We start from the raw sequence: 25,910 nt of genomic DNA on the forward strand, positions 1-25,910 counted from the left end.
ATCATGTTCAGAACAGTCCTGTCCGCCGCGCTTGCCGCCTGTCTTGCCCTGACGGCGATACCCGCCTCGGCGCAGTTTTCAAAGATCCTGCGCGATACCGGGCTTAGCCAGGAAGACTTCAACATCATGGGCAAGGCCTCGCAGACGCTCTATGTCTCGACGGCGCCCAAGGTCGGGGCCGAGACGATCTGGCAGAACCCGGAAACCGGGTCCCACGGCACGACCGAGGTCGAGAAGATCGCCGGCAATTGCGTGACGCTCCGCCACCTGTTCGTCTCCGGCAAGACGAAGAAGCAGAACAACATCGCCATGCGTCAGTGCAAGGACAGCAGCGGTGTGTGGGTGCTGACGCCGTAATGGCGCCGCCGTGACGTGAACGCCGGGATATACTTGTCAACTTCAGATTGATCACCCGCCGCATGAACGCGGCGCGGTCAACACAGTCTGTTTACCCTTCGGAGCCAGCGGGTTGACACAAACCGGTCTTCCGGTGACTTGTCCGCCCGTGTTCTGCACTACCACTGGGATTGCCATGTATCGTTTCGCGCTACCGGCCCTTCTGGCCGTTGCCCTGACGCTGTCGGGTTGCATCGGCTTCGGGGGCCGCAAGATAAACAATGTCGAGGCCGTGTCGATCGGCCAGCAACTGGAAGATCTTGAAAAGGCCCGGCAAGAGGGCTTGCTCTCCCCCAAGGAATACAAGCGCGAACGCAAGGACATCCTGAAAGCGAACTGACCTTGCGAAAAAGGCGCCGGACCCCGGAAGGCCCGGCGCGAACACGTCAGCGCTTCAGGATCGACCGGCCCGCATATTCGGCAATGTCGCCCAGACCTTCTTCGATCCGGATCAGCTGGTTGTACTTCGCCAGCCGGTCCGACCGCGCCAGCGAACCCGTCTTGATCTGACCGCAATTCGTGGCGACCGCCAGATCGGCAATCGTCGCGTCCTCGGTTTCGCCCGAACGGTGCGACATCACGTTGGTGTAGCGCGCGCGGTGGGCCATATCGACGGCCTTCAGCGTTTCGGTCAGCGACCCGATCTGGTTCACCTTCACGAGCATCGAGTTGGCGCACCCCTTCTCGATCCCCATCGCAAGGCGTTCGGGGTTGGTCACGAACAGGTCGTCGCCCACCAGCTGGACCGTATCGCCGATGGCATCGGTCAGGGCCTTCCAGCCCTCCCAGTCGTCTTCCGACATGCCGTCCTCGATCGAGATGATCGGGTAATCGGCCACCAGCGCCTTCAGGTAATCGGCGTTTTCCTCGGGGCTCAGCGTCAGGCCTTCGCCGGACAGCACGTACTTTCCGTCCTTGAAATATTCCGTCGCCGCGCAATCCAGCGCCAGGTAAATCTCCTCGCCCGGTTTGTAACCTGCGACCTCGATCGACTTCAGGATGAAGTCCAGCGCATCGCGAGTCGAGCTCAGCGCCGGGGCAAAGCCGCCCTCGTCACCCACGCCCGTGGCCAGGCCTGCTGCCGACAGTTCCTTCTTCAACGTGTGAAACACTTCCGAGCCCATGCGCACGGCATCCGCGATCGTGTCCGCCGCGACGGGCATGATCATGAATTCCTGGATGTCGATCGGGTTGTCGGCATGTTCGCCGCCGTTGATGATGTTCATCATCGGCACAGGCAGGACCCGGGCCGAGGTGCCGCCGACGTAGCGATAAAGAGGCTGCCCGGTAAAGTCGGCGGCGGCCTTGGCAGAGGCAAGGCTGACGCCCAGGATCGCGTTGGCGCCAAGGCGTGCCTTGTTTGGCGTGCCGTCCAGTTCGATCATGGTCATGTCGATGGCGACCTGTTCGGTCGCGTCGTAGCCCACCAGCGCCTCGGCGATCTCGCCGTTGACGCTTGCCACCGCTTCCAGAACGCCCTTGCCCTTGTAGCGAGCGGCGTCGCCGTCGCGCTTTTCGACCGCCTCGTAGGCGCCTGTAGATGCGCCCGACGGGACCGCGGCGCGGCCCATCGTGCCGTCTTCCAGCGTCACGTCCACTTCGACGGTGGGATTGCCGCGACTGTCGAGAATCTCGCGCGCGTGAATGTCGATAATCGTGCTCATGTCATTGGCCCCGTGCAGATGTCCCCTGCCTCATATCGCCCGGGATGCCTTGGTGAAAGGGGCGCTTACGCCGCGGCGACATGTTTGCGCTCGCAGGCGCGACGGGCCTGCCGCCGCACGTTGCGTTCGCGCCAGAAGGTGTAGATGCCCGAGGCCACGATCAGCGCCGTGCCCAGAAGGGTGATGGCATCGGGCCGTTCGGCGAAGATCGCGGTGCCGATGATCAGCGCGAACAGCATCCGGGAATAGCGGAAGCCCGTAACGAACGACACTTCGCCAACCCGCATCGCCAGCACGATGGCGAAATAGGACAGGTAGGCAAAGACGAGCATCCCCGCCAGCGGCAGCACGTGCACGCCCTGCGGCATCACGAAGGGCGATCCGTCCAGCACGGCGAGGATCAGCCCGGCCGGCACCAATGCCGCGAAGGCCAGCATCGAAAGCTGGGGGGACGAGGTTTCCTTGGGAATGATCCGCGTCAGCAGATCCCGCCCGGCCATGCCGACGACGCCCACGACCGCGAACAGCGCATCGGCGTTGAACCCCGCCAGCCCCGGGCGCAGCACGATCAGCACACCGACCAGGCCCACGAAGATCGCGCTCCACCGTCGCCAGCCGACGGTTTCGCCCAGAAACAGCGCAGCCCCCATCGTCACCAGAAGCGGCGCGGCCTGCATGATCGCCGATACCAGCACCAGCGGCGCGCGGGACAGGGCGATGATCATGCACATGGTCGCCATGCCTTCCAGCAGGTTCCGGGCGATCACCGCGGGCGCAAGGTAGGTACGGCTGAGCAACGGCTGCCCGCTGAGCACCACGAGCACCGCGAAGACAAGCGCGCCCACGAAGCCAAGCGAGGCGATGATCTCCCACGCCGGCAGGTCGATGGCGAGGATCTTTACGAAGGCGTCCTCGATGGCGAAGCCGAACATCGCCAGTACCATCAGTGTCGCGCCGCGCAGATTGTCCATGAGGGGGATCCTTTACCGTCCCCCCGCCCATGCGCCCAAATATTGGATCAGGCAAGCGCAGTGACGCGCGATGGTTGGCGGGCGACGTGCCAAAGTGCTGTTCTGCAAGCAAAAATCCGCCCCGTCATGCGTGGCCGGAATAGCGGCATTTCCCGTGCGTCATTGTCGGCGCGCGGGACCGGTGATAATTCGCATCGAATGACCCGATCCCACAGCGACGCCCCCGACGCCAGCCCCCCCGCGCCCGAAGCACAGGGTCTGGCGGCCGAAACGCGTCAGACCGGGATCACGCTGGCCATCGGCGGCATCGGTGCCGCGCTGGCCTTCTGGCTGAACTTCCCGGCGGCGATGCTGGTGGGCCCGGCGCTTTGCGTCACCATCGCGGCGCTTGCGGGCGTGAAGGTCGGCATCGCGATGCGCGTGCGCGATGTATGTTTCCTGTTCCTCGGCATCTCCATCGGCGCGGGTTTCGTGCCCGAGGCCGGCGCCGCCATCCTGCGCTGGCCGCTGGCCTTCGTGGCGCTTCTGGTCACGCTCGCCGTCACCATCGCCGTGGGCGGCTGGGTCCTGCGCCGGTTCTTCGGCTTCGATCCTGTAAGCGCCGTTCTGGCGGCCGCCCCCGGCCATCTCAGCTTCGTGCTGTCGCTCAGCGCCGACATGGGCGGCGATATCGGGCGGGTCGTGATCGTCCAATCCCTGCGGCTGCTGACGCTGACACTTGTCGTGCCGTTCCTTGCCGTCGCCATGGGCTACGAGGTGCCGGCTGCCGCCATGGCGCCCGGCGATCCGATGCCGCTGTGGATACTGGCAATGCTGGTCGTTCTGGGCATCGCTGTCGGCGCGGTCTTCAATCGCCTGAACTTTCCCGCGCCGCTGATCCTGGGAACGATGGCCGTGTCCGGGCTGGGCCATGTCGCCGACCTGACCCCCGGGACGGTGCACCCGGTGATCCTGATCCCGGCCTTCGTGATCATGGGCACGCTCATCGGCACCCGCTTTGCCGACATGAGCTGGCCGCTTTTCCGCCAGAGCGCCTTCGCCGGGTTCACCGTCACCCTGATCGCCGCCGGCAGCGCCGCCATTGGCGTCATCCCCGTCTGCTGGGCCCTGGGGATGGAGCTTCCCCACGGCCTTGCCGCCTTCGCGCCCGGCGGGCTTGAGACGATGATCGTCCTGGGCGCCATCCTCGGCGCGGAACCCGCCTTCCTCGCCGCCTGCCACGTCGTGCGGCTGCTGATCCTGTCGGTGATGATCCCCGTCGCCGTCGCCCGCGCCAGCCGCCGCCGCTAGCCCGGGACCCAAATCCACCGGACCAAAGAACAAGGCCCGCGCCCGGGCCGGCAAGGAGGAGGCGCGGCACGCGCCTCCGACGGGGGTGGGCGGGCGGGACGGCCCGGGCGCGGGCCGACGGGACCGCGTTCGCGCCCTAAACCTTTTTCTTCGATGGCACTCCGTAGAGTTCCAGCCGGTGCCCCCGCAATTCATAGCCCAGCTTCGCCGCGATCTTTTCCTGCAGCGCCTCGATATCCGGATCGACGAACTCGATCACCTCGCCCGAGTTTAGGTCGATCAGGTGATCGTGGTGATCGCGATCCGCATCCTCGTACCGCGCGCGGCCGTCGCCGAATTCCAGCCGGTCGAGGATGCCCGCCTCCTCGAACAGCTTCACCGTCCGGTAGACCGTCGCGATGGAAATCCCCGAATCCAGGCCGCTCGCCCGTGCATACAGCTCCTCGACATCGGGATGATCGTCGCTGTCCTGCAAGACCTGCGCAATGGTGCGGCGCTGGCCGGTCATCCGAAGGCCCTTGGCCTCGCATCGGGAGATGATCGTATCGGTCATGGGTCTCGTCGCCTGTCGAAGTGCGGGTCCATCTATCGCATCTTCCCGGCTCCGGAAACCCTGCACCGGCCTGCGGCTTGTGCATTTCCGGCCCGGGCCGACACGCCGCAACGTTCCGCCGATAACGCGCCCGCCGCTGCTTGACAGTTCCGCGCACCGCCCATCCCTTGCGCACATGGATGAAAAACGCCCCATCGACCTCTTCGGCGCCACCGCCCTGATCGGCTTCGCGATCCTGCTGGGCGGAAACCAGGTGGTTATGAAGGTCACCAATGCCGGCTTCGCGCCCGTGTTCCAGGCCGGCATCCGCTCGGTCCTGGCCTGCCTGTTCCTGGCCCTCGTCATGCGCGTCCGCGGCCAGTCGCTGCGCATACCCCGCCATATCCTGCCGTGGGGCGTCCTCGCCGGGCTTTTCTTCGCCTTCGAATTTCTGCTGCTCTTCCAGGCGCTGGATTTCACATCCGTCGCGCGCGCGTCGATATTCTTCTACACGATGCCCGTCTGGATGGGGCTCGCCGCCCATTTCCTGCTCCCGGGCGAGCGTCTGAACGCCGTGCGGCTCACCGGCATGCTCTGCGCCGTGGCGGGCGTGGTCCTCGCGATGTCCGACCGCTCCTCGCCCGGTGGCAACCTGCTGGGCGACCTGATGGCGCTGGGGGCCGCGTTCCTTTGGGCCGCGATCGCGCTGTCGGTCCGGATCACGCCCCTGTCCGAAGCCCCGCCGGAAAACCAGCTGTTCATGCAGGTCGCGGTTTCCGGCCCGCTGCTGGTCGTCCTCGCCCCCCTGTTCGGGGCGATGATCCGCGACCCCGGGGCGATCCACTATGCCGGCATCGCCTTCCAGTCGTTTCTCGTGATCGGGCTGGGCTTCCTGATGTGGTTCTCGCTGATGAAGATCTACCGCGCCTCGGGCGTGGCCTCCTTCGGGTTCCTGTCGCCGGTGGTGGCCGTGCTGCTTGGCTGGGCGATCCTAGGCGAACGCATCGGCCCGCAAGTCTGGGTGGCGCTCGCCCTCGTGGCGCTGGGGCTCTTGCTGATCAACCGGAAATAGGCCGCTCACGTCCCGCAGAACGTCGCCTGCACCTTCTCGTCCACCGCCGGGGGGCGGCGCAGATCGGCAAAGGCCTCGTCCGCCGCGAAGGGCCTGGCACAGGCCGCCATCAGCCGCTCGAACGGGGCGTAATCGCCATCGACCGCCGCGGCGATCATCGCCTCGATCCGGTGGTTCCGCGGGATCAGGACCGGGTTCGCGGCCCGCATGACGGCCTGAGGGTCCTGTTCCTCCGCCAGCCGCGCACGCCACGGTTCGGCCCATTGGTCGAATGCCTCCGGGTCGACGAACTGATCGCGCGGCGCACCGTCGGACAGTGCCCGGAAGGTGTTGGTGAAATCGGCCTGGTTCTCGGCCATGCGCTTCAGCAGATCGACCGCCATCCCCACATCCGCATCCCGCGGCGCGGCAATCCCGATCTTGGCGCAGAACACCCGCCGCCATTCAGCGCGGATCAGCTCGGGCATTGAATTGACGATGTCGCTCGCCTCCTCGATTGCCGCTTCCGGGTCGTCCAGCTGCTGGATCAGGGCCGTCGCGAACTGCGCAAGGTTCCAGACCGCGATATCGGGCTGGCGGAAATAGGCATAGCGCCCGTCCCGGTCGATCGAGGAGAACACCGTTTCCGGGTGATAGGTATCAAGAAAGGCGCACGGGCCATAGTCGATGGTCTCGCCCGAGATCGCGCAATTGTCGGTGTTCATGACGCCATGGATGAAGCCCACCGAAAGCCACTGCACGATCAACCGCACCTGTGCATCGCGCACGGCCGCCAGAAGGCCCATGGGCCCGTCCGCGTGCGGGTAATGCCGGTCGATGGCATATTGCGTCAGCCGTTGCAGGCTGTCGCTTTCGCGCCGCGCGGCGAAGATCTGGAACGTGCCGACACGCAGGTGGCTCGACGCCACGCGGGCCAGAACGGCGCCCGGCAGAACCTCTTCGCGCACCACGGGCTCACCCGTCTCCACCGCTGCCAGCGCGCGGGTGGTCGGGATCCCAAGCGCATGCATGGCTTCCGACACGACATATTCGCGCAGAACCGGCCCCAGCCACGCGCGGCCGTCTCCCATCCGCGAATAGGGCGTGGGGCCCGAACCCTTCAGTTGCAGATCGCGCCGCTTGCCATCGGTGCCCACCGTCTCGCCCAGCAGCACGGCACGGCCGTCGCCCAGTTGCGGGTTGAAATTGCCGAACTGGTGCCCGGCATAGGCCTGCGCGAGCGGCGCCGCGCCGTCCGGGACACGGTTGCCGGCAAAGACCTGCGCCATCTCCTCGACCTCGCCCGGGCTGATGCCCATCAGCCGGGCCAACGGCTCGTTGAACGCCACCAGCCGGGGCGCGGCCACCGGCGTCGGCGCCTGTTCGGTGAAGAAGGTGCCCGGCAGGCGGGCATAGGAATTGTCGAAGGGGATATGCAGGCTCATGCCCTGAACATGGAGACCCGGGCGCCGATTCGCCATGGTCATGTGGTCAATCGATGGTTAATCTTGGCCGCATGACAGCAGACGAGATCATCCTGAAGCTTGGCCTTCAATCCCATCCAGAAGGCGGCCATTACCGCGAGATGTGGCGCGCCACCAATGACGGGCGCCCGACAGGTACCAGCATCTACTTCCTGCTGAAGGAGGGCGAGAGCAGCCACTGGCACAAGGTCGACGCGACCGAGATCTGGTTCTACCACGCCGGCAGCCCGCTGATCCTGTCGATCGCGGAAACCGAGGCCGGGCCGGCCCGGGACCATCTCCTGACGCCGGACCTGACCGAAGGTGCGCCGCAGGTGATCATTCCGGAAAACCACTGGCAGGCCGCGCGGCCCACCGGTGATTTCACGCTGGTCAGCTGCACCGTCTCCCCCGGTTTCGATTTCGCGGGTTTCACGCTGGCAGAACCGGGTTTCGACATCCCCCGCGCCTGACCCCGCCCCACATTCCGACGGGGGCGCTGCCCCCGGCCCGCGCGTGGCGCGTGCTCCCCGAGGTATTTGAAGACCAAAGAAGCCGGGCCGCCAATCCCGCGCTTCCCGCTGCTTCGGAGCCGTCCTCGCGTGGCGCGCCTGCGCCCGGAACGGGGCCCGGGCGCAAGGGAAATCGCCGAGGGGCCCCGCTCCGCGGGGAGACGGCTATTTCCCTTGAGCGCGGGGCACGGCTCCGGGCAGCACGGCCGCTGCGTGAGGATGGCTTCGAAGCTGCTGCTTTGGTGGGCTCCGAAGCGCCTTTCCCCGGTACGTCCAAGGGCCGGAGCTTGCCATTCTTGCCTCTCCCGGTTCAACGTCGCGCCATGGATCACACCGCGTTTCTGTCCGACCTTCCCGCCGATACCAAGGCCGCGCTGTCGGCCCGCTCGAACAGAGCGGGGCTTCGGCATCTGGCGGTGTACATGGGTGCGCTGGCGCTGACGACGGCTCTGATCGCCGCGAAGGTGCCATTCTGGCCGCTGTGCCTGCTGCTGCAGGGCGTTTTGCTGGTGTTCCTTTTCACGCTTTCGCATGAATGCACCCACCAGACGCCGTTCCGGTCACCGTGGATCAGCGACCTTGTGGGCCATGCCATCGCGCCGCTGCTTTGCCTGCCCTTCACGTGGTTTCGCTACTTCCACCTTGCCCATCACCGCTTCACCAACGATCCCGAACGTGATCCTGAACTGGCCGGCGGCGGAAGGCCCGAGACCCTCGGGCACTGGCTTTTGTACCTGTCCGGCTGGCTGTACTGGCGCTCGGCGGCGGTGACACTCTCGCAGAACGCGTTCGGCACGCTCGATGCGCCCTACCTGCCGCCCCGGCGCCATACCGCGATCCGGCGCGAGGCGCGGATCCTGCTGGCCGTCTATGTGGGGGCCGCCCTCAGCCTGGTTTTCTCGCCCCTGCTCTTCTGGATCTGGCTTCTGCCGGTCGTGATCGGGCAGCCGGTGCTGCGGCTCTACCTTTTGGCCGAACACGGGCTCTGCCCGCCGGTGGCCGACATGTTCGAGAACACGCGCACCACCTTCACGGGCCGGATCGTCCGGTTCCTGGCGTGGAACATGCCCTATCACGCCGAGCATCACGCCTACCCGTCCGTGCCGTTCCACAAACTGCCCACGCTGCACGATCTGGCGCAACCGCATCTTAAGTCGACCTCGCCCGGCTACGCCGCCTTTACGCGGAGCTACCTGCGCCGCCTGCGCCCGGGGCGCTGAACACACCGCCGCCCACTGGCGCACGAACGCCGGTGGTGCCGGGGCAGGATGTAGGCAGACCACGGGCCACGCGGACGGCCAGATGGGCGAAAGCCTGCGCTTCCAGCATGTCGCCGTCTAATCCGGCCTCCTCGACCGGAACGACCGGACAGGGCAGCGTGACGCGCAGCATCTCCATCAGCACCGGGTTGTGCCGCCCGCCGCCGGTGACCAGCAGGCGCTCGACCGGTTTCGGGAAGTGTCTGGCGCCGGCGGCCACGCCCGCGGCCGACATCGCGGTCAGCGTGGCCGCGGCGTCGGCGTCCGACAAGTCGTCCACCAGCGTCACCATCTCGGCAAAGTCGTTCCGGTCAAGAGATTTGGGCGGGCGGCGCGTGAAATATGGAGAGGCAAGGAACTGCTCCACCGCGCCCTCATCAACCTTGCCCTGCGCCGCCAGCGCGCCGCCTTCGTCCATGTCGAGCCCCCGGCGCGCCTGCATCAGGTCGTTGACCGGCGCGTTCGCGGGGCCGGTGTCGAAGGCTAGAAGCGCGCCTTCGTCCTCGGGCCGGTCGAAGGACGGATCGACATAGGTCAGGTTGCCCACGCCGCCGAGGTTCAGGAAGGCCACGGGGCCCGTGGCGCTGAACCACTTGGCACAGGCGAAGTGGAAGAACGGCGCCAGCGGAGCACCCTCGCCCCCCATGGTCACGTCTTCGGACCGGAAATCCCAGACCACCGGCACGCCGAGTGCATCGGCCAGCGCCTGACCGTCCCCCACCTGCAACGTGCCCTTCGTGCGCGGGGCATGGGCCAGCGTCTGACCGTGATAACCCACCAGATCGACATCGCCGAACGTGCCCAGCAGCGCGGCATGAGAGGCATCGGTGATCTTCGCCGCCGCCTCGACCTCCGGCCCTGACCAGAGGCCAAGGGCCGCGCGCAGCACCGCGCGCTCGGCTACCGGATAGCTGCGGTAATCGGACGGGCCGAAGCCGAAGACCGTATGCCCGTCGGTTTCCACCACCGCTGCATCGACCCCGTCGAGCGACGTGCCGGACATCGCCCCCAGGGCCCGAACCGGCCCCGTGTCCCATTTCCCCTGCATCAGCGCGCCCTTTCCTGCATCAAGCGGCCTTTTCCTTGGGCCATCGGCCCTCTATAGACTGCGCCCTGTATAACTGCCGAGGCAAGCCATGACCTACCACCCGAAATCGGACTTCATCGCCGTGATGATGGAACGCGGTTTTCTGGCGGACTGCACCGACTATCAGGCGCTCGACGATGCCCTGATCGCCGGCGCAGTGCCCGGGTATATCGGTTATGACGCCACGGCCAAGTCCCTGCATGTCGGGCATCTGATGAACATCATGATGCTGCGCTGGCTGCAGAAGACGGGCCACAAGCCGATCACGCTGATGGGCGGGGGCACCACCAAGGTGGGCGATCCGTCGTTCCGGTCGGACGAACGGCCGCTGCTGGATGCCCAGGCCATCGACGACAATATCGACGGCATGAACCGCGTCTTCGCGAAGTACCTGACCTATGGCGACGGGCCCAACGACGCGCTGATGCTCAATAATGCCGAATGGCTGGACGGGCTGAACTACCTCGATTTCCTGAGGGACATCGGGCGGCATTTCAGCGTCAACCGGATGCTGTCCTTTGAATCGGTAAAGTCCCGGCTCGACCGCGAACAGTCGCTGTCGTTTCTGGAATTCAACTACATGATCCTGCAGGCCTATGATTTCCTTGAGCTGAACCGCCGCTATGGTTGCCTGCTTCAGATGGGCGGATCGGACCAGTGGGGCAATATCGTCAACGGGATCGACCTGACCCGCCGCGTGCTGGATCACGAGATCTACGGGCTGACGACGCCGCTTCTGACCACGTCCGACGGGCGCAAGATGGGCAAGTCGGCGGGCGGGGCCGTGTGGCTGAACGGGGATATGCTGAGCTCGTACGAGTTCTGGCAGTTCTGGCGCAACACGACCGATGCCGATGTGGGCCGGTTCCTGAAGATCTTCACGGAACTGCCGGTCGACGAATGCGACCGGCTGGCGGCGCTGGAAGGGTCCGAGATCAACGACGCCAAGATCATCCTTGCGAACGAGGCGACGCGCCTTCTGCACGGTGAAGACGCCGCGCAGACGGCCGAAGCCACGGCGCGCGAGGTGTTCGAAAAGGGCGGCGTGGGCGACGATCTTCCGACGCTGGTCCTGCAGGCGGAAGAGCTGACGGACGGTGTTTCCATCGTCCAGCTTCTGGTGCGCGCGGGGCTTGCCAAATCGGGGAAGGAGGCAAAACGCCTGATCGCCGAAAACGGCGCCCGGATGGACGATGCGCCGTTGACCGACGCCGGACTGATGATCCACTCGGCCAACCTTCCGATCAAGCTGAGCGCCGGCAAGAAGCGCCACGCGCTGGTCCATCTCGCCGCATGACACAGCCGTAGGGTGCGTGGTTTCCACGCACCTTACCCGGACCTCAAGCCAAATGACGTCGCGTGGCCTTCCGTAAGGGCAAGCGCGCCAAGAGCTTGGAAAAGTCCCTGATCCGCGTATCTGGAAGGTGTTGGTTTAATCATCATTGGTCCGTGCCCTTTGTTTTCAGGGGCCGGACATGCCGGACAAGGGACCCGAACGTCCCTGCCAGCGTTATTGTCAAGACACCGGACATGACCCGATGCGCCCTATTTCGGGCGGATGCATTGAATGAAGTCCGGTCCGCCGCGGGCCCTCGCAAATCCACTCACGGAGCCCAAAGCACCAAGCGGCCGGAAGAAGCCGCTGATTGACGTGCGATCTTGAATGCCCGTCGGCCCTGCGCTGGCGGGTTTTTTCTTGGGGGCCGGGCCCCTACCCGTCCAGCAAAGATTTCGCGGCGGCGCGCGCCTCGGCCGAGATCTTGTCGCCCGACAGCATCCGCGCGATTTCGTCCACGCGATCATCAGGCGCGAGATCGGTGACCGACGACAGGGTCATGTCGTCCGCAACCCGCTTTTCGACCCGCCAGTGATGTGCACCAAGCGCGGCGACCTGCGGGGAATGCGTGACGACCAGCACCTGGCCATTGTCGGCCAGTGCCTTCAGACGGCGCCCGACAGCATCGGCCGTGGCACCGCCAACACCCCGGTCGATCTCGTCGAAGATCAGCGTGCGCTGGCTGTCTTCGCCCGTCAGGCAGACCTTCAGCGCCAGCAGGAAGCGCGATAGCTCCCCGCCCGACGCGATCTTGTCCAAAGGACCCGAGGGCGCGCCGGGGTTCGTGGCGACCGTGAAGGCCACAGCGTCGCGCCCCGACGGGCCGGGCTCTGCCGGTTCCAGCTTGGTGGCGAAGACCGCGCGGTCCATCTTCAGGGGTGCCAGTTCCGCCATCACAGCTGCATCGAGGCGACCGGCGGCTTCGGTACGCAGCGCGGTCAGCGCCCCTGCCGCCTCGTCATAGGCCGCGGCCGTTTTCTTCGCCGCGGCTTCCAGATCCGCCAGGTTCGCATCGCCCGCATCCAGAGCCGCGAGCCGTTCGCGCAGCGTGTCGGCAAAGGTGCCCAGATCGTCCGGCGCCACGCCGTGCTTTCGCGCCATGGCGCGGATCGCGAACAGGCGTTCTTCGGCGTCTTCCAGTTCCCCGGTATCGAACTGCAACGCCTCAAGGCAGCGTTCGACACCGCTTTGCGCCTCGCCCAGTTCCTCCAGCACGCGGCCCAGGGCGGCGATCGGCGGTTCCAGCGCTTCGGCGGCGGTGTCTGATACGCCTTCCAGCCAGCGCAGCGCCTCGCCCAGCATGCCCTCGGCCGCGTCGGTGCCTAGCAGGGCATGCGCGCGGGCCACGTCATCCCGGATCCGTTCAGCGGCCTGCATGGTCCGGCGGCGCATGTCGAGATCCGCGTCCTCGCCCGGTTCGGGGCTCAGCTTGTCCAGTTCCTCGACCGCGTGACGGAGGAATTCCTCTTCCGATCTTGCGGCCTCCAGCTTCTCGCGCGCCTCCTCGACGGCGGCGGCGGCCTTCTGACGGGCCGTCCAAGCGGTACGCACCATATCGCGCGCCGGGGCCGCGCCTGCGAAATCGTCCAACAGATCGCGATGTCCGCGCGGGTTCAGCAGGCCGCGATCATCGTGCTGGCCGTGAAGCTCCACCAAGGTCTCGGACAGGTCCCGCAGCACCTGCCCGGAACAGCGGCGGTCGTTGATCCACGCGGTCTTGCGGCCATCGGGCATGTTGATGCGGCGCAGGATCAGCTCGTCGCCGGGGGGAATGCCGGCGTCTTCCAGCACGGCATGCGCGGGGTGATCCGGGCCGATCTCGAACACGGCTGTCACCTCGCCCTGCTCCGCGCCCTGCCGAACCAGTTCCGCCCGTCCGCGCCAGCCCAGCACGAAGCCCAGCGAATCCAGTAGGATCGACTTCCCGGCACCGGTTTCCCCCGTAAGCACGTTCAGCCCGGGCCTGAACTGAAGGTCCAGCCGGTCAATTATAAGCATGTCACGGATATCGAGCGCGCGTAGCATTCCACTCTCACTCGTCGGGAAGAAGGCAACGCTTCTTCCCTTACACGCTCCGAACGGTCAGAGCCAGTGCCCCTGGATCGACTGGCGATAGATCTGTGCCAGCCAGCTGTCGCCCGAGCTTTTCGGCTCCAGCCCCCTGGACGCAAGGAGCCTGTAGCTGTCGTCGTACCAGTCCGTCGACTGGTAGTTGTAGCCAAGGATCGCCGCCGCCGTCTGCGCTTCGGTCACCAGACCCAGCGACAGATAGGCCTCGACCAGGCGGTGCAGCGCTTCGGGCGTATGGGTGGTGGTCTGGAAATCCTCGACAACCACGCGGAAGCGGTTGATGGCCGAGGTATAGTGCTTGCGGCGCAGGTAGTAGCGACCGATCTCCATCTCCTTGGAGGCAAGGTGATCGAAGGCGAGGTCGAATTTCAGAATGGCCGAGGTCGCGTATTCGCTGTCGGGATAGACCTCGATCACGCGGCGCAGGCTTTGCAGCGCCTGGAAGGTCAGGCCCTGGTCGCGGCCGACCTCGTCGATCTGGTCGTAATAGGACAGCGCCAGCAGGTACTGGGCATAGGCCGCATCTTCATCGGTGGGGTAGAAGTCGATGTACCGCTGCGCGGCCCCGCGGCTGTCTTCGTAGTCCTTGCCCTGATGGTAGGCATAGGCCTGCATGATCAGCGCGCGCTTGGCGAGGGTGGAATAGGGATAGAGCCGTTCGACTTCGGAAAAGAAATAGGCCGAGTCGTCGAAGCGGCTGCGTTCCAGCTCGAACTCACCGCGTTCGAAGATCTGCTGGGCGGTATAGCCTTCGAGATTTTCATCGCGATCAACCGGACCCTCGAACACGCCGCAGGCGGCGACGAGCGAGACCAGTGTGACGGCGATCAGGCGCCGTATCCGGTCCGCCAGTCCTGCGCGCATCCAAGCGACTTTCATGCCTGCTCTTCCCCGAACTTCGCTTCTTGGGCCACTACGGCAAATGGGTCACTTGCTGGACCTTTATTGCCTGCGTCCCGTCCTCTAGCACAGTCCTTGGCGGAGCAAAACGCCTTAAGTCGGTTACATGGGGGTGCGGACGACAGGGCAGATCACGCGGCCTGGCGGGTCTCGGCCGGCAGTTCCGCAAGGGTCAAACCTGCGCCAGGAAGGGCTGCGGCGGTCACCGGGTCGCAATCGACGATGCGATAGGCGCCGGGTGTGGCAAAGAGTTGCCGCAGCAGCGTGTTGGTCACGGCATGCCCCGCCCGGTGGCCGACATAGCGGCCCAGAATCGGTGCGCCGGCCAGAAACAGGTCGCCCAGGGCGTCGAGCATCTTGTGGCGCACGGGTTCATCCGCATGGCGCAGACCGCCGGGCGTCAGGACCGTTTCGCCGTCGACGACGACAGCGTTGTCAAGCGTGCCGCCAAGGGCCAGGCCCTTGTCGTGCATCGCGTCGATGTCCGAGGCGCGGCAGAACGTCCGGGCATCCGAAAGCTCGCGGCTGAAGGCACCGTTGCGCAGATCCAGCACGCGGCTTTGACGGCCGATGGCGGGATCCGGGAAATCGATGTGGAATTCCATGACGAGATGCTTGCCGGTGCCGTCCTTGGGCGCGGCGACGGGCAACAGGGCGGCCTGTGCGTCGCCCACCTTCACCCGGATGGGGCGCAGGATCTCGATCGCGCGGACAGGTGCGTTCTGGCGGCGAAGACCGGCAGCGACGATGCCGCGCAGGAAGGGCGCGGCAGATCCGTCGAGGATCGGCATTTCCGGTGCATCGACTTCGATCAGGACGTTCTGGAGCCCGGCCCCCGCAAGGGCGGCCATGACGTGTTCGACCGTGCCGACCGAGACGCCGGCTTCGTTCACCAGCTTGGTGTTCAAGGGGCCGCGTTCGACCGCGTCCCAGCTTGCCGGGATCATGGCCGAGGGGCCTTCGACATCCGTCCGCTTCAGCCAGATGCCGTACCCTGCCGGAGCCGGGTTCAGCACAAGCCGAACCGGTGCGCCGCTGTGCAGGCCCACGCCATGGAAACTGACTGATCTTTGAAGCGTCTGTTGCAATGTCTTCCCACTCGTCTTCTCTTCGCCGATCCGCGCCGGCTTTTGATGACTGAGAGGTAGACACGCCACCTGTTAAGCTCAACTCAATCTTTGCAACGGTGTGAAACATGGGCGCGACGCCTGTCGGCAGATACCCGCGCACGCATGCCAAACCATTGACTATCAATAAAAAAGCCGCCCCGTAGGGCGGCCTGAAGATGATCTTCTCACCGGCGAATTTACTTCGCCTGTTGTTGAGTTCAGTTGGCCTGACGGCGCAGGAAGGCCGGAATTTCGATCCGCTCCTGGTCTTCGTCAGCCTCCGGCATGGCGCCGCGACCGGGATCCGGGCGGTGCATCGGCTGGGCCACGGGCGCCTGACGGGCCTGGCCTTCGGCCTGGGCTTCACCGTTGTGACCGGTCATCCGGTTGATCAGGGTGTTCAGGCCGAAACGGCGCTGTTCGCCATGGGCAGCCGGGGTCTGCTGGATGTCGCGGGCCTGCGGCCGGGGCGCGCGCGCGGGCTGCTGCTGCACCGGCGGAGCGGAATGCAGCGGGCGCGGAGCGGCCGTCGGCGGGGTGTAGGTATCGGGCTCGTCTTCCATCGCGTCGGGCTGCGGCTGGAAGCTGGGCATCGCCGGGCGATAGGCTGGTTCCGGAATGTCCCGCGCATCGGCGGCCGGGGCCTCGTATTCGTACCCGTCGTCATAGCCGTCCTGGGCGACCTCTTCGATCAGGTCGTGCCGTTCGGATTCGAACCCGTCGAAGCTGGTCTGGCTTTCCGAGGCCTGGGCGTAGCGCGGCTCGGGCTCGGGCACGGCGGCGGCCACGGGTTCCGGCGCAGGCACCGGCTCGGGCTTCGGCGCTTCAACGGTCTGCGGCGGCAGCGGCGCGGCCATCGACCGGCGCGGTTTGGGCACTTCGCCCGCGTTTTCTGACGCGTCGATGCCGGTCGCGACAACGCTGACGCGCATCGTGCCGTTCATGTCGGCGTCGAGTGTCGAGCCGACGATGATGTTGGCTTCCGGATCCACTTCCTCGCGGATGCGGTTGGCGGCTTCGTCCAGTTCGAACAGGGTCAGATCCGGACCGCCGGTAATGTTGATCAGCACGCCCTTGGCGCCGCGCAGCGAGATCTCGTCGAGCAGCGGGTTTGCTATGGCCTTCTCGGCCGCCTGGATCGCGCGGTCTTCGCCTTCGGCTTCGCCCGTGCCCATCATGGCCTTGCCCATCTCGTCCATCACGGCGCGCACGTCCGCGAAATCGAGGTTGATCAGACCGGGGCGCACCATCAGGTCGGTCACGCCCTTCACGCCCTGGTACAGGACATCGTCGGCCATCGAGAACGCCTCGGTAAAGGTCGTCTTCTCGTTGGCGAGGCGGAACAGGTTCTGGTTCGGAATGATGATCAGCGTGTCGACGACCTGCTGCAGCGCGTCGACCCCGTCTTCCGCCTGGCGCATCCGCTTGGCGCCTTCGAACTGGAAGGGTTTCGTCACGACGCCGACGGTCAGGACACCAAGCTCCCGCGCGGCCTGCGCGATGATCGGCGCGGCCCCGGTTCCGGTGCCGCCGCCCATCCCTGCCGTGATGAAGCACATGTGCGACCCGGCAAGGTAATCTACGATCTGCTCGATGCTTTCTTCGGCGGCTGCGGCACCGACCGAGGCACGGGCACCCGCGCCCAGCCCTTCGGTGACCTTCACGCCCAGTTGGACGCGGGCTTCGGCCTTGGACTGCTGCAGCGCCTGCGCGTCGGTGTTGGCGACCACGAAGTCGACCCCATCGAGCGCCTTTTCGATCATGTTGTTGACCGCGTTGCCGCCCGCGCCGCCCACGCCGAAAACGGTAATCCGCGGCTTCAAATCGTCCTGTCCGGGCATGGAAAGGTTCAATGTCATCGGTATATCCGCCTGTGCTGCCGCCCCGCTTTTGCAGCGGGTATTCTTGTCCAACCTTGTTGTAACCCTATCGCCACAGAGACGTCTCGTCACTAGGAAAAAGGGAAACAGGCGCAAAATATAGGCAAATTCTCGCGGGTTTTCGCCGGATTTCGGTCAGCCAACCAGATTTTGCGTCTACCAGTTGTCCTTGAACCATCGAACCGCGCGTTTGAGGGAGCGTCCGGACTGGCTGTCGAGCGGCATGTCGAAATCCCACCATTCGTCCTGCGGGTGCGCCGCGAACAGGCTGAGCCCCACGACGCCGGAAAATCCGGGCCCTGTCGCGGCTTGCGGCAGGCCGTGCACCCGCAGGGGCCGGCCCAGCCGCACCTGCTGGCCAAGGATCCGGCTGGCCAACCCGTCCAGCCCGGGGATCTGGCTGCCGCCGCCCGTCAGGACGATCTGCTGGCTGGGCAGATGATCGAAGCCCGCCGCGTCCAGGCAGGTGCGAACCTCTTCCAGGATCTCTTCCACCCGGGGCCGCATGATGCCGATCAGTTCCGCGCGGGAGACGGTGCGCCGGTCATGTTCCCAGTCGCCGGTCTGGCCGCCGATCTCGATCATGTCGCGGTCGTCCATGCCGGTCGCCTGCACGCCGCCGTAGAAGGTCTTGATCCGTTCCGCATTGGCCGCGGGAATGCCCAGCCCCATCGAGATGTCGCTTGTCACATGCTCGCCGCCCATGCGGACGGTGTCGGCATAGATCATGTGCTTCTTCATGAAGATGGAAATGCTGGACGATCCGCCGCCCAGGTCGATGCAGGCCGCGCCCAGTTCCTGTTCGTCTTCCACCAGCGTCGAAATGCCGGACGCGTACGCCGACGAGGCGATTCCCGCCAGTTCCAGATCGCACCGCTTGATGCAGTGGACAAGGTTCTGGATCGCCACGTCATCGACCGTCAGCATGTGCATGTCGACGGCCAGCGTCTGGCCCATCTGCCCGCGCGGATCGTTCAGCCCCGACCGGTTGTCCAAGGCGAAGTTCACCGGCTGGGCGTGCAGCACCTCGCGCCGGTCGCCGTAATCGGGCACGTCGCAGGCGGCCAGAACGCGGGCGATCTCGTGCTCCGTCACCATCTGGTCCTGCAGTTCCACCTGCGCATCCAGCCCGTAGGACTTTGGCCGCGCGCCCGAGAAGCAGGCGATCACGTGATCGACGCGGACCTCGGCCATCTTCTGGGCCGCCTGCAGCGCCGTGCGGATCGCGCGCTCGGTCTCCTGCATCGCTGTCACTTCGCCGAAATGCACCCCGCGGGACCGGGTCGTCGCCGCCCCCACCACGCGGAACCCGGACTGGCCTGCCAGCGCGCCGATCTCGGCATCGGCTCTCGTGCGGGCCGATCCGTCGAAGCGCAGCACGAGGCAGGCGATCTTCGAGCTACCGACATCGAGAATGGCAATGACACCGCGTTGCAGCGCCTGGCGCCGCATCTGCCGCATGGCCCGTTGGGTTTGGTACAGGTCGTTCATCATGGCCTATCGCTTTGTCCCGTTGAGCGTTCGTATCCTTTGCAGTTCGTCGACGGCGGCCTCGGCCAGCCGCAGCGTCGGGCGGTCGGCCAGACGCATGTCGACAACTGTCACATCCCGGTCGAGCAGTTCGCGCGCCGCATCGAGCGCCAGCACGCGCTCCAGCGCGCCGACATATCCCGTTTCCGGCAACTGGATGCGCTGCCCGCGGTCCAGCACCACGTCCCAACGCCGGCCGCCCACGCGCACCAGACCGCGAAGGCGTTTCTCCAACGGCTGCGCGGCGGCCAGAAGCGCCAGCGCCTCGCCCACCGCAAGATCGGCCCCCTGCCCCGCCATCAGCGGCAGGTCGGGATGTGCGACGCGGTAATCCACGCGCGCCAACGCCATGCCGGTATCGTCGAGAAGCTTCAGCCCGTCGGCGCTCCGCCACAGCACGACACCGATCCGTTCAGAGACGTCTATCTGCAGCACGCCGCCGGGGCGCACGCGCACGCCCACCGTTTCGACGGCAGGCAGGGCGTCGACGGTCGCGCGGATATCCTCGAGATCCAGATCGAAGGAACTGACAGGCAGCGCGAGGTCCAGCGTGTTGCGGATGACCCTGTCCAGATCCGCGCTTGCCCCGTCGATCGCCATCAGGTCGACACGGAATTCCGGGCGTTCGGCGAGGGCCGCGCGCAGATCGCCCGCCGCCTGCTCCACGGCGGCGCGGCGGCCTTCATCGGCCAGGAACGCCAGCGACCCGGTCACAATCAGAACGAGCGGCAAGCCAAAGCGCAGCAGCACGCGGATCGACGGCGTCAGCCACCAGCGCTGCATCCGGTACTTCATCCGCGACGGCGCGGGATCTGACTTCAGCTTCGGTTCCGGACGCCCTAGCGGTCGCATGACGCATCCTCCACCAGCCAGCGGCAGACCTGCCCGAAGGTCATGCCCTGCGCGGCCGCCTGTTCGGGCGCCAGCGACGTGGGCGTCATGCCGGGTTGCGTATTGGTTTCCAGCAGAACGAGGCCCGCGGCCCCCTTCGTTTCATCCCAGCGGAAATCGGTACGGCTCATCCCGCGGCAGCCCAGAAGCTGGTGCGCGCGCACCGCGTAGTCGAGGCACAGCGCCTCGATCTCGGCCGGGATATCCGCGGGGATCACGTGGCGCGATCCACCCGGCGAATACTTCGCATGATAATCGTACCATCCGTCGACGATGATGTCGGTCACGCCCAGGGCCGTGTCGCCCATCACGGTCGTCGTCAGTTCCCGCCCGGCTGCGAAGGCTTCGATCATCACGGTCCCGGGCATCTCCGGGCCCATCTTGGGCGGGCTGTTGGCGGCCTCGTGCACGATATAGACACCGACGGAGGAGCCTTCATTGTTGGGCTTCACCACATAGGGTGGCTCCATCACGTGGCTTGCTTCGACCTCGGCCTTGCGGCGCAGGATCGACGGCACGACCGGCAGACCGGCGGCGATGTAGATGTCCTTGGTCCGCTGCTTGTCCATCGCGAGCGAGGACGCGAGCACACCGGAATGCGTATACGGAATTTTCAGCCATTCTAGGATACCCTGAACGCAGCCGTCCTCGCCCCACCGACCGTGGAGCGCGTTGAAGACGACATCGGGGGCGATTTCCTGCAGGCGCGCAGCAACGTCGGGGCCGGCATCAAGCTCGACCACCTCTATCCCTTCGTCCCGCAGCGCGGCGGCGCATTCGCGCCCGGAGACCAGCGACACCTCCCGCTCTGCGGAGGCCCCACCCATCAATACCACGACCTTGGGATCTGTCCTGCCCGACCGACCCACGTTCTGCCTCGATTGTTCCGGATCTTCTTGCGCGACCCGATAGTCTTGTTTGACCGCGCGGTCCCGTTGCCTGCAGGATGCGCGCGGCGGTGCTTGGTTCTTAAGGCGCGCCGTCCGTCGTTTCGTCTTCGAATGTCGGTATGGGCTGCCTGCCAGGGGCCGGTTCGCCGACCCTCATGATTTCCCACTCTAGCTTGATGCGGCTCGTTTCGTAAACCTTTTTCCGCACGAATTCACCAAGTGACTCAAGGTCCTCGGCGGTGGCGGTGCCGGTGTTGATCATGAAGTTCGAATGCTTCCCGCTCATCTGCGCGCCGCCGATGGTGTGCCCGCGCAAGCCTGCGTCGTCGATCACCTTCCACGCCTTCAGATCGTGCACGTCGTCGGCCCGCCCGGTCGAGGAAAACCCGGCCGGGTTGCGGAACGTCGACCCCGCGCTGCGGTCCTTCGTCGGCTGAGATCTGTCCCGCGCGGCAAGCTGTTCGTCCATCCGCGCTTGCAAGGCCGCCGGGTCGCCATTCGGCGCTTCGAACGTGGCCTCGACCAGCACGGCGCCCTCGGGCAGATCGCTCTGCCGGTAGCGGAAGTTCAGGGTTTCGGGGGTCAGCGTGACGATTTCGCCGGTGCGTAGAACCGCTTTCGCGTCGACCAGAACGTCCGCCGTGTAGGTCCCGTAGCACCCGGCATTCATCCGCACGGCCCCGCCGACAGATCCCGGGATGGTGCGCAGGAAGGTCAGATCCACGCCCGCCTCCGCCGCCTTCCGCGCCACATGCGCATCCAGCGCCGCGGCCCCTGCAGTCACGCGATTGCCCTGAACCGAGATCCCGTTGAACCCCCGCCCCAGCCGGATGACGAGAGCCCGAAGCCCCCCATCCCGCACGATCAGGTTCGAGCCGACGCCCATCGGAAACACCGGCACGTCCGCGGGCAGAGCTTTCAGAACAACCGAAAGATCCATCAGATCCGCCGGCTGGAACAGCACATCCGCCGGCCCGCCCACGCGCAACCACGTGAGCCCGGCCATCTCGCGCCCCGGCGTCACCGCCCCGCGCGCGTTCGGCAATTCGGTTTGTCCGGTCATGACCCCTCACGTCTCAAGCTTGACCCCCGCGTACCCACCGAAACGAAAAGGGGCAAGTCCAACGGTCACTCCCCTGTCCCAAGGATCGCGCCCGACCCGAGGGTGGGCCTGAACGCCTGGACCGCCGCTATTCTTCTTCCCATCCTCCCGGCCGGGCGAACGCCTCACGAAATCGCGCCCGCCCTGGGGGCGGGTCGGGCGCGATCCGACGCTGACGCGTCGGGGGGCGTCTTGTTGAGGGGGCTTACTAAATATCTTGAAGTTAAGCGCTCTTCTTCATCAACCGCTCAGGCAACCCGTGCGCCATCGCTGTGATGTTTCCGGCGCCGAGGCAGACCACCATGTCCCCGGGCCCAGCCTGTTCGCGCACCAGCCGGGCAAGATCTTCCTCGTCCATGATGGCGCGGGCGTGGCGGTGGCCGTGGCGGATCAGTCCCGACACCAGATCGTCCCGGCTGGCGCCTTCGATGGGGGCTTCTCCGGCGGCGAAGACGTCGAGGATGCCGACCACGTCGGCCTCGTTGAAGCAGCCGCAGAAGTCGTCGAACAGGGAAGACAGGCGCGAATAGCGGTGCGGCTGGTGGACGGCGATGACGCGGCCCTCGGTCGCTTGACGCGCGGCTTTCAGGACGGCGGCAATTTCAACCGGGTGGTGCCCGTAATCGTCGATGATCGTCACCCCGTTCACGGTGCCGACCTTGGTGAAGCGGCGGTTGACGCCCTTGAAGTTCGCCAGCGCCTCGCGAATTTCGCTGGCCTTCATGCCAAGATGGCGGGACACGGCGATGGCCGACAGCGCGTTCAGCACGTTGTGGTCGCCCGGCATCGGCAGCGCGCAGCCCTCGATCGTGATATCCTCGGCCTGCAGGATCACGTCGAAATGGGCGGTGCCGGCCTTGTAGGTCAGGTTCACCGCGCGCACGTCGGCCTGGGCGTTGAAGCCGTAGGTCGTGACCTTGCGGTCGGTCACGCGGCCCACCAGCGCCTGCACCTCCGGGTGATCGGTGCAGCACACGGCCACGCCGTAGAACGGGATGTTCGACACGAAATCCAGGAAGCCCTGGCGGAGCGCCTCGATGGAGCCCCAGTGCTCCATGTGCTCGGGGTCGATATTCGTCACGATGGCGACGGTGGCCGGCAGGCGGTTGAACGAGCCGTCGCTTTCATCCGCCTCGACCACCATCCATTCGCCCTGCCCCATCCGCGCGTTCGAACCGTAGGCGTGGATGATGCCGCCGTTTACGACCGTGGGATCGTAGCCGCCCGCGTCCAGCAGCGTGGCGACCATGGTGGTGGTCGTCGTCTTGCCGTGGGTGCCGGCGATGGCGACGTTGGATTTCAGGCGCATCAGTTCGGCCAGCATGTCGGCGCGGCGGACGACGGGCAGACCGCGCAGGCGGGCCTCGTCCAGTTCCGGGTTGCCGGGCTTGATGGCGGAGGAGATCACAACGACCTCGGCCCCTTCCAGATTGTCGCCTGTCTGGCCGATGAAGATCTGCGCGCCCAGCCCCTTCAGGCGGTCGGTGATCTTGGAGTCCTTCAGGTCCGATCCCTGCACCCGGTAGCCGAGGTTCAAGAGCACCTCGGCGATGCCCGACATGCCGATGCCGCCGATGCCCACGAAATGGATCGCACCGACATCGGTGGGGAGTTTGGTGGCAGGGTTCATCGGATCACTCCTGGGTCGCGGCCCTGTCCGGGCCGTCTGGTGCTGTTTGGCCTGACAGCTCTTCGACCAGCGCGGCCAAGGCCGTTGTCGCGTCGGGGCGGCCTTCGGACAGGGCGCCGGCGGCCATCTGCTGGGCGGCATCGGGATTCGTCAGGATGGCGGTCATATGCGTCGAGAGGGTTTCGGCGTCAAACCGCGATTCCGGGATGAGCACGGCAGCGCCGGCCTTGACCAGCATCGACGCATTGGCGCTTTGATGATCGCCCGCCGCGGCGGCAAAGGGGACAAGGATCGACGGGCGGCCGATCACCGTCAGGTCGGCCACGGTGGAGGCACCGGCGCGGGCGATGACAAGCTGCGCTTCGGCCATGCGTTCGGGGACATCGTTGAAGAACGTCTCGACCGTGGCGTTCACGCCCATCTCGGCATAGGCCGCGGTGACACGGTCGACATCTTCGGGCCGCGCCTGTTGCGACAGGCGCATGTGCTGGCGCTGTTCCTCGGGCATCTGTGCGACGGCGGCGGGGACGACATCGGACAGGATGCGCGCGCCCTGGCTGCCGCCAAGGACGAGGACCGACATGGGGTAATCACCCGGCGCGATATAGGGCGCCGCGGCGCGGGCCATGACGGCGCCGCGCACGGGGTTGCCCGTCTGGACACCGGTCGCGCCCTTGGGCAGCTGCGTGGGCCAGACGCCGCAGGCCACCTTGGCCACGCGGGGCGCAAAGAGGCTGTTCACCTTGCCCAGCACGCCGTTCTGTTCGTGGATCATCCGCGGGATCCGCAGCACGAAAGCGGCACACAGCGCGGGGATCGACGGGTAGCCGCCGAAGCCCACCACGACGCTGGGGCGGTCGACAGTCATCTGGAAGATCGCGCCGATGACACCCGCCGCGACGCGGAACGGCACCAGCGCCTTGGACAGAGCGCCACCCCGCGCGAAGGTGGCGCTGGGAACCTTGCGGATGCGCACGGCGGCAGGAAACTTGCCGGTGTAGCGGGCGCCGCGATCATCGGTCGACAATGTCACGTGCCAGCCGCGGTTCAGCATTTCTTCTGCAAGCGCCTGCGCGGGGAACATGTGCCCGCCGGTGCCGCCCGCTGCGATCAACAGGTGTCCGCTCATCGGCGCCGGCTCCGCAGGATGTCACCGATCTCGCCCTGCGGGCGGGTCCTGGTCAGGGCCAGCAGCATGCCGATGGCGATACCGCCCGCGATCAGGGACGACCCGCCATAGCTGACGAAGGGAAGCGTCATGCCTTTCGCGGGCAGAAGCCGGGCGGCCACGCCCATGTTGATGATGGCCTGAATGCCGAAGATGCAGGCCAGGCCGGTGCCGGCGAGGCGGATGAAAGGGTCACGCTCGCGCATCAGGCGGAACAGCGACCGCAGGACGATCAGCGAATACAGCAAGATGATCACGCCGATCAGGACAAGGCCGTATTCCTCGGCCGCGACGGCGATGATGAAATCGGTATGCGCATCCGGCAGCGACCATTTCACCTGCCCCTCGCCCACGCCGACACCGAACAGCCCGCCTTCACGGATCGCGTTTGAGGCAAAGCCCAGCTGGGTGGTCGGGTCCAGTTCGGCGGTCAGGAAGCCGTCGATCCGGCGGGCGACGTGTTCGGATTGCGAATAGGCCAGGATACCGCCCAGCACGGTGAAGCCCGCCATGCCCACCAGCAGGATCATCGGCGCACCCGCCACGAAGTACATCACGCCCCAGGCAAACAGGATCAGGCTGGCCTGCCCGAAATCGGGCTGGGCCACGAGCATGCCGATGATCGCCGCGCACAGCACGAACGACCATGTCTTGCCCGGCGGGCCGCCCACCTGCTGGCTTGCGGCAAGAAGCCAGGCCGACATGACCACGAAGCCCGGTTTCAGGAATTCAGCCGGCTGGATCGACCCGAACCCCATCGAATACCAGCGCACCGCGCCCTTGCCGAAATCGGTGCCCAGGAAGGGCAGCCCGGCCAGCGCGATGAAGGACACGAGGAACCCCAGAGCGGCCAGCCGGCGCACCATCGAGGGCGACAGCATCGACATGCCCAGCATAACGATCAGCGCCAGCGTCCCGAAAGCCGCCTGTCGCTGCACATAGTGGAAAGGATCAAGCCCGTTGCGTTCGGCCAGCGGCACCGATGCGGCCAGCCCCAGCAGCAGGCCGATCGCAAACAGGATCAGGACGCAAACGAGGCTCCACTTGTCGAGCGTTCGCCACCATTTCGGAAGGAGAGGTTCGCTCGTCTGGCGCGGAACCGCACCATAGACCATGTCTGTCATGGATATTCACCGCTCTATTGACCGGAAACCGCCCGCTTGTTGTCCAAGCCGATTG

At 66.1% G+C, this 25,910-nt stretch carries 23 protein-coding genes; 7 read left to right on the forward strand and 16 right to left on the reverse strand.

The features are described 5' to 3' along the window. Nucleotides 1-3 precede the first annotated feature (3 nt). Nucleotides 4-357, forward strand: a complete 354-nt coding sequence (locus tag D4754_RS12045) for a hypothetical protein (RefSeq protein WP_163025893.1) — start codon at nt 4-6, stop codon at nt 355-357. Nucleotides 358-532: 175 nt separating this feature from the next. Continuing rightward, entirely contained in the window at nt 533-736 is a 204-nt protein-coding gene (locus D4754_RS12050) for a hypothetical protein (RefSeq protein WP_121063830.1), read from the forward strand. 46 nt (nt 737-782) lie between these two features. Here the strand turns inward: D4754_RS12050 and eno are convergent, their stop codons facing one another. After that, entirely contained in the window at nt 783-2,060 is a 1,278-nt protein-coding gene (eno, locus tag D4754_RS12055; RefSeq protein ID WP_121063832.1) for a phosphopyruvate hydratase, read from the reverse strand. 65 nt (nt 2,061-2,125) lie between these two features. After that, nucleotides 2,126-3,031, reverse strand: a complete 906-nt coding sequence (locus tag D4754_RS12060; protein ID WP_121063834.1) for a DMT family transporter — start codon at nt 3,029-3,031, stop codon at nt 2,126-2,128. A 198-nt stretch (nt 3,032-3,229) separates the two neighbouring features. On the opposite strand from D4754_RS12060, the gene D4754_RS12065 reads away from it, so the two are divergent. Next, on the forward strand, nt 3,230-4,321 hold the full coding sequence (locus tag D4754_RS12065) for an AbrB family transcriptional regulator (RefSeq protein WP_163025894.1): 1,092 nt from the start codon (nt 3,230-3,232) through the stop codon (nt 4,319-4,321). Nucleotides 4,322-4,457: 136 nt separating this feature from the next. On the opposite strand, the gene D4754_RS12070 is transcribed toward D4754_RS12065, so the two are convergent. Next, entirely contained in the window at nt 4,458-4,874 is a 417-nt protein-coding gene (locus D4754_RS12070; RefSeq protein WP_121063838.1) for a Fur family transcriptional regulator, read from the reverse strand. Between the two features lie 175 nt (nt 4,875-5,049). On the opposite strand from D4754_RS12070, the gene D4754_RS12075 reads away from it, so the two are divergent. Next, nucleotides 5,050-5,925, forward strand: a complete 876-nt coding sequence (locus tag D4754_RS12075) for a DMT family transporter (RefSeq protein ID WP_121063840.1) — start codon at nt 5,050-5,052, stop codon at nt 5,923-5,925. Nucleotides 5,926-5,930: 5 nt separating this feature from the next. Here D4754_RS12075 and D4754_RS12080 read toward each other — a convergent pair whose 3' ends face one another. Continuing rightward, nucleotides 5,931-7,349: a protein adenylyltransferase SelO gene (locus D4754_RS12080; RefSeq protein ID WP_121064105.1), complete on the reverse strand. Its 1,419-nt coding sequence runs from the start codon at nt 7,347-7,349 to the stop codon at nt 5,931-5,933. Between the two features lie 71 nt (nt 7,350-7,420). On the opposite strand from D4754_RS12080, the gene D4754_RS12085 reads away from it, so the two are divergent. Then, nucleotides 7,421-7,840, forward strand: coding sequence for a cupin domain-containing protein (locus D4754_RS12085; protein WP_121063843.1), 420 nt, complete (start codon nt 7,421-7,423; stop codon nt 7,838-7,840). 362 nt (nt 7,841-8,202) lie between these two features. After that, complete coding sequence (locus D4754_RS12090) at nt 8,203-9,099, forward strand: fatty acid desaturase (protein ID WP_121063845.1); 897 nt, start codon at nt 8,203-8,205, stop codon at nt 9,097-9,099. Here the strand turns inward: D4754_RS12090 and D4754_RS12095 are convergent. Next, on the reverse strand, nt 9,059-10,186 hold the full coding sequence (locus D4754_RS12095) for an anhydro-N-acetylmuramic acid kinase (protein ID WP_121063847.1): 1,128 nt from the start codon (nt 10,184-10,186) through the stop codon (nt 9,059-9,061). The two genes, D4754_RS12090 and D4754_RS12095, sit on opposite strands and share 41 nt — an antisense overlap. Nucleotides 10,187-10,274: 88 nt before the next feature. On the opposite strand from D4754_RS12095, the gene tyrS reads away from it, so the two are divergent. Next, nucleotides 10,275-11,522 (forward strand): tyrosine--tRNA ligase, encoded by a 1,248-nt coding sequence (gene tyrS / locus D4754_RS12100; RefSeq protein WP_121063850.1) that lies wholly within the window; start codon nt 10,275-10,277, stop codon nt 11,520-11,522. A gap of 414 nt (nt 11,523-11,936) precedes the next feature. Here tyrS and recN read toward each other — a convergent pair whose 3' ends face one another. The 11 genes from recN to D4754_RS12155 form a co-directional block, all read right to left on the reverse strand. Then, nucleotides 11,937-13,586, reverse strand: coding sequence for a DNA repair protein RecN (recN, locus tag D4754_RS12105; RefSeq protein WP_121063852.1), 1,650 nt, complete (start codon nt 13,584-13,586; stop codon nt 11,937-11,939). A 57-nt stretch (nt 13,587-13,643) separates the two neighbouring features. Next, a complete protein-coding gene (locus tag D4754_RS12110) occupies nt 13,644-14,495 on the reverse strand; it encodes an outer membrane protein assembly factor BamD (protein ID WP_121063854.1) in 852 nt (283 codons plus the stop codon). Between the two features lie 167 nt (nt 14,496-14,662). After that, nucleotides 14,663-15,619: a UDP-3-O-acyl-N-acetylglucosamine deacetylase gene (lpxC, locus tag D4754_RS12115; protein ID WP_121063856.1), complete on the reverse strand. Its 957-nt coding sequence runs from the start codon at nt 15,617-15,619 to the stop codon at nt 14,663-14,665. A 239-nt stretch (nt 15,620-15,858) separates the two neighbouring features. Next, the gene (gene ftsZ / locus D4754_RS12120; protein WP_121063858.1) at nt 15,859-17,499 is read right to left on the reverse strand and encodes a cell division protein FtsZ; all 1,641 of its coding nucleotides are present in this window, start codon (nt 17,497-17,499) and stop codon (nt 15,859-15,861) included. Nucleotides 17,500-17,676: 177 nt separating this feature from the next. Continuing rightward, entirely contained in the window at nt 17,677-19,011 is a 1,335-nt protein-coding gene (gene ftsA, locus D4754_RS12125) for a cell division protein FtsA (protein WP_121064107.1), read from the reverse strand. Between the two features lie 6 nt (nt 19,012-19,017). After that, nucleotides 19,018-19,902, reverse strand: a complete 885-nt coding sequence (locus D4754_RS12130; RefSeq protein WP_121063860.1) for a cell division protein FtsQ/DivIB — start codon at nt 19,900-19,902, stop codon at nt 19,018-19,020. Further along, nucleotides 19,890-20,810, reverse strand: a complete 921-nt coding sequence (locus tag D4754_RS12135; RefSeq protein WP_121063862.1) for a D-alanine--D-alanine ligase — start codon at nt 20,808-20,810, stop codon at nt 19,890-19,892. Before D4754_RS12135 ends, D4754_RS12130 begins: the two co-directional genes overlap by 13 nt. A 100-nt stretch (nt 20,811-20,910) precedes the next feature. Beyond that, complete coding sequence (gene murB, locus D4754_RS12140; protein WP_121063864.1) at nt 20,911-21,894, reverse strand: UDP-N-acetylmuramate dehydrogenase; 984 nt, start codon at nt 21,892-21,894, stop codon at nt 20,911-20,913. A gap of 262 nt (nt 21,895-22,156) precedes the next feature. After that, nucleotides 22,157-23,563, reverse strand: a complete 1,407-nt coding sequence (gene murC / locus D4754_RS12145) for a UDP-N-acetylmuramate--L-alanine ligase (RefSeq protein ID WP_121063866.1) — start codon at nt 23,561-23,563, stop codon at nt 22,157-22,159. A gap of 4 nt (nt 23,564-23,567) precedes the next feature. Continuing rightward, the gene (locus D4754_RS12150; RefSeq protein ID WP_121063868.1) at nt 23,568-24,692 is read right to left on the reverse strand and encodes a UDP-N-acetylglucosamine--N-acetylmuramyl-(pentapeptide) pyrophosphoryl-undecaprenol N-acetylglucosamine transferase; all 1,125 of its coding nucleotides are present in this window, start codon (nt 24,690-24,692) and stop codon (nt 23,568-23,570) included. Continuing rightward, entirely contained in the window at nt 24,689-25,855 is a 1,167-nt protein-coding gene (locus D4754_RS12155) for a peptidoglycan glycosyltransferase FtsW (RefSeq protein WP_121063871.1), read from the reverse strand. Before D4754_RS12155 ends, D4754_RS12150 begins: the two co-directional genes overlap by 4 nt. Nucleotides 25,856-25,910 lie beyond the last annotated feature (55 nt).

Origin of the sequence: Chachezhania antarctica (assembly GCF_003646465.1) — a bacterium.
Lineage (GTDB): Bacteria > Pseudomonadota > Alphaproteobacteria > Rhodobacterales > Rhodobacteraceae > Chachezhania > Chachezhania antarctica.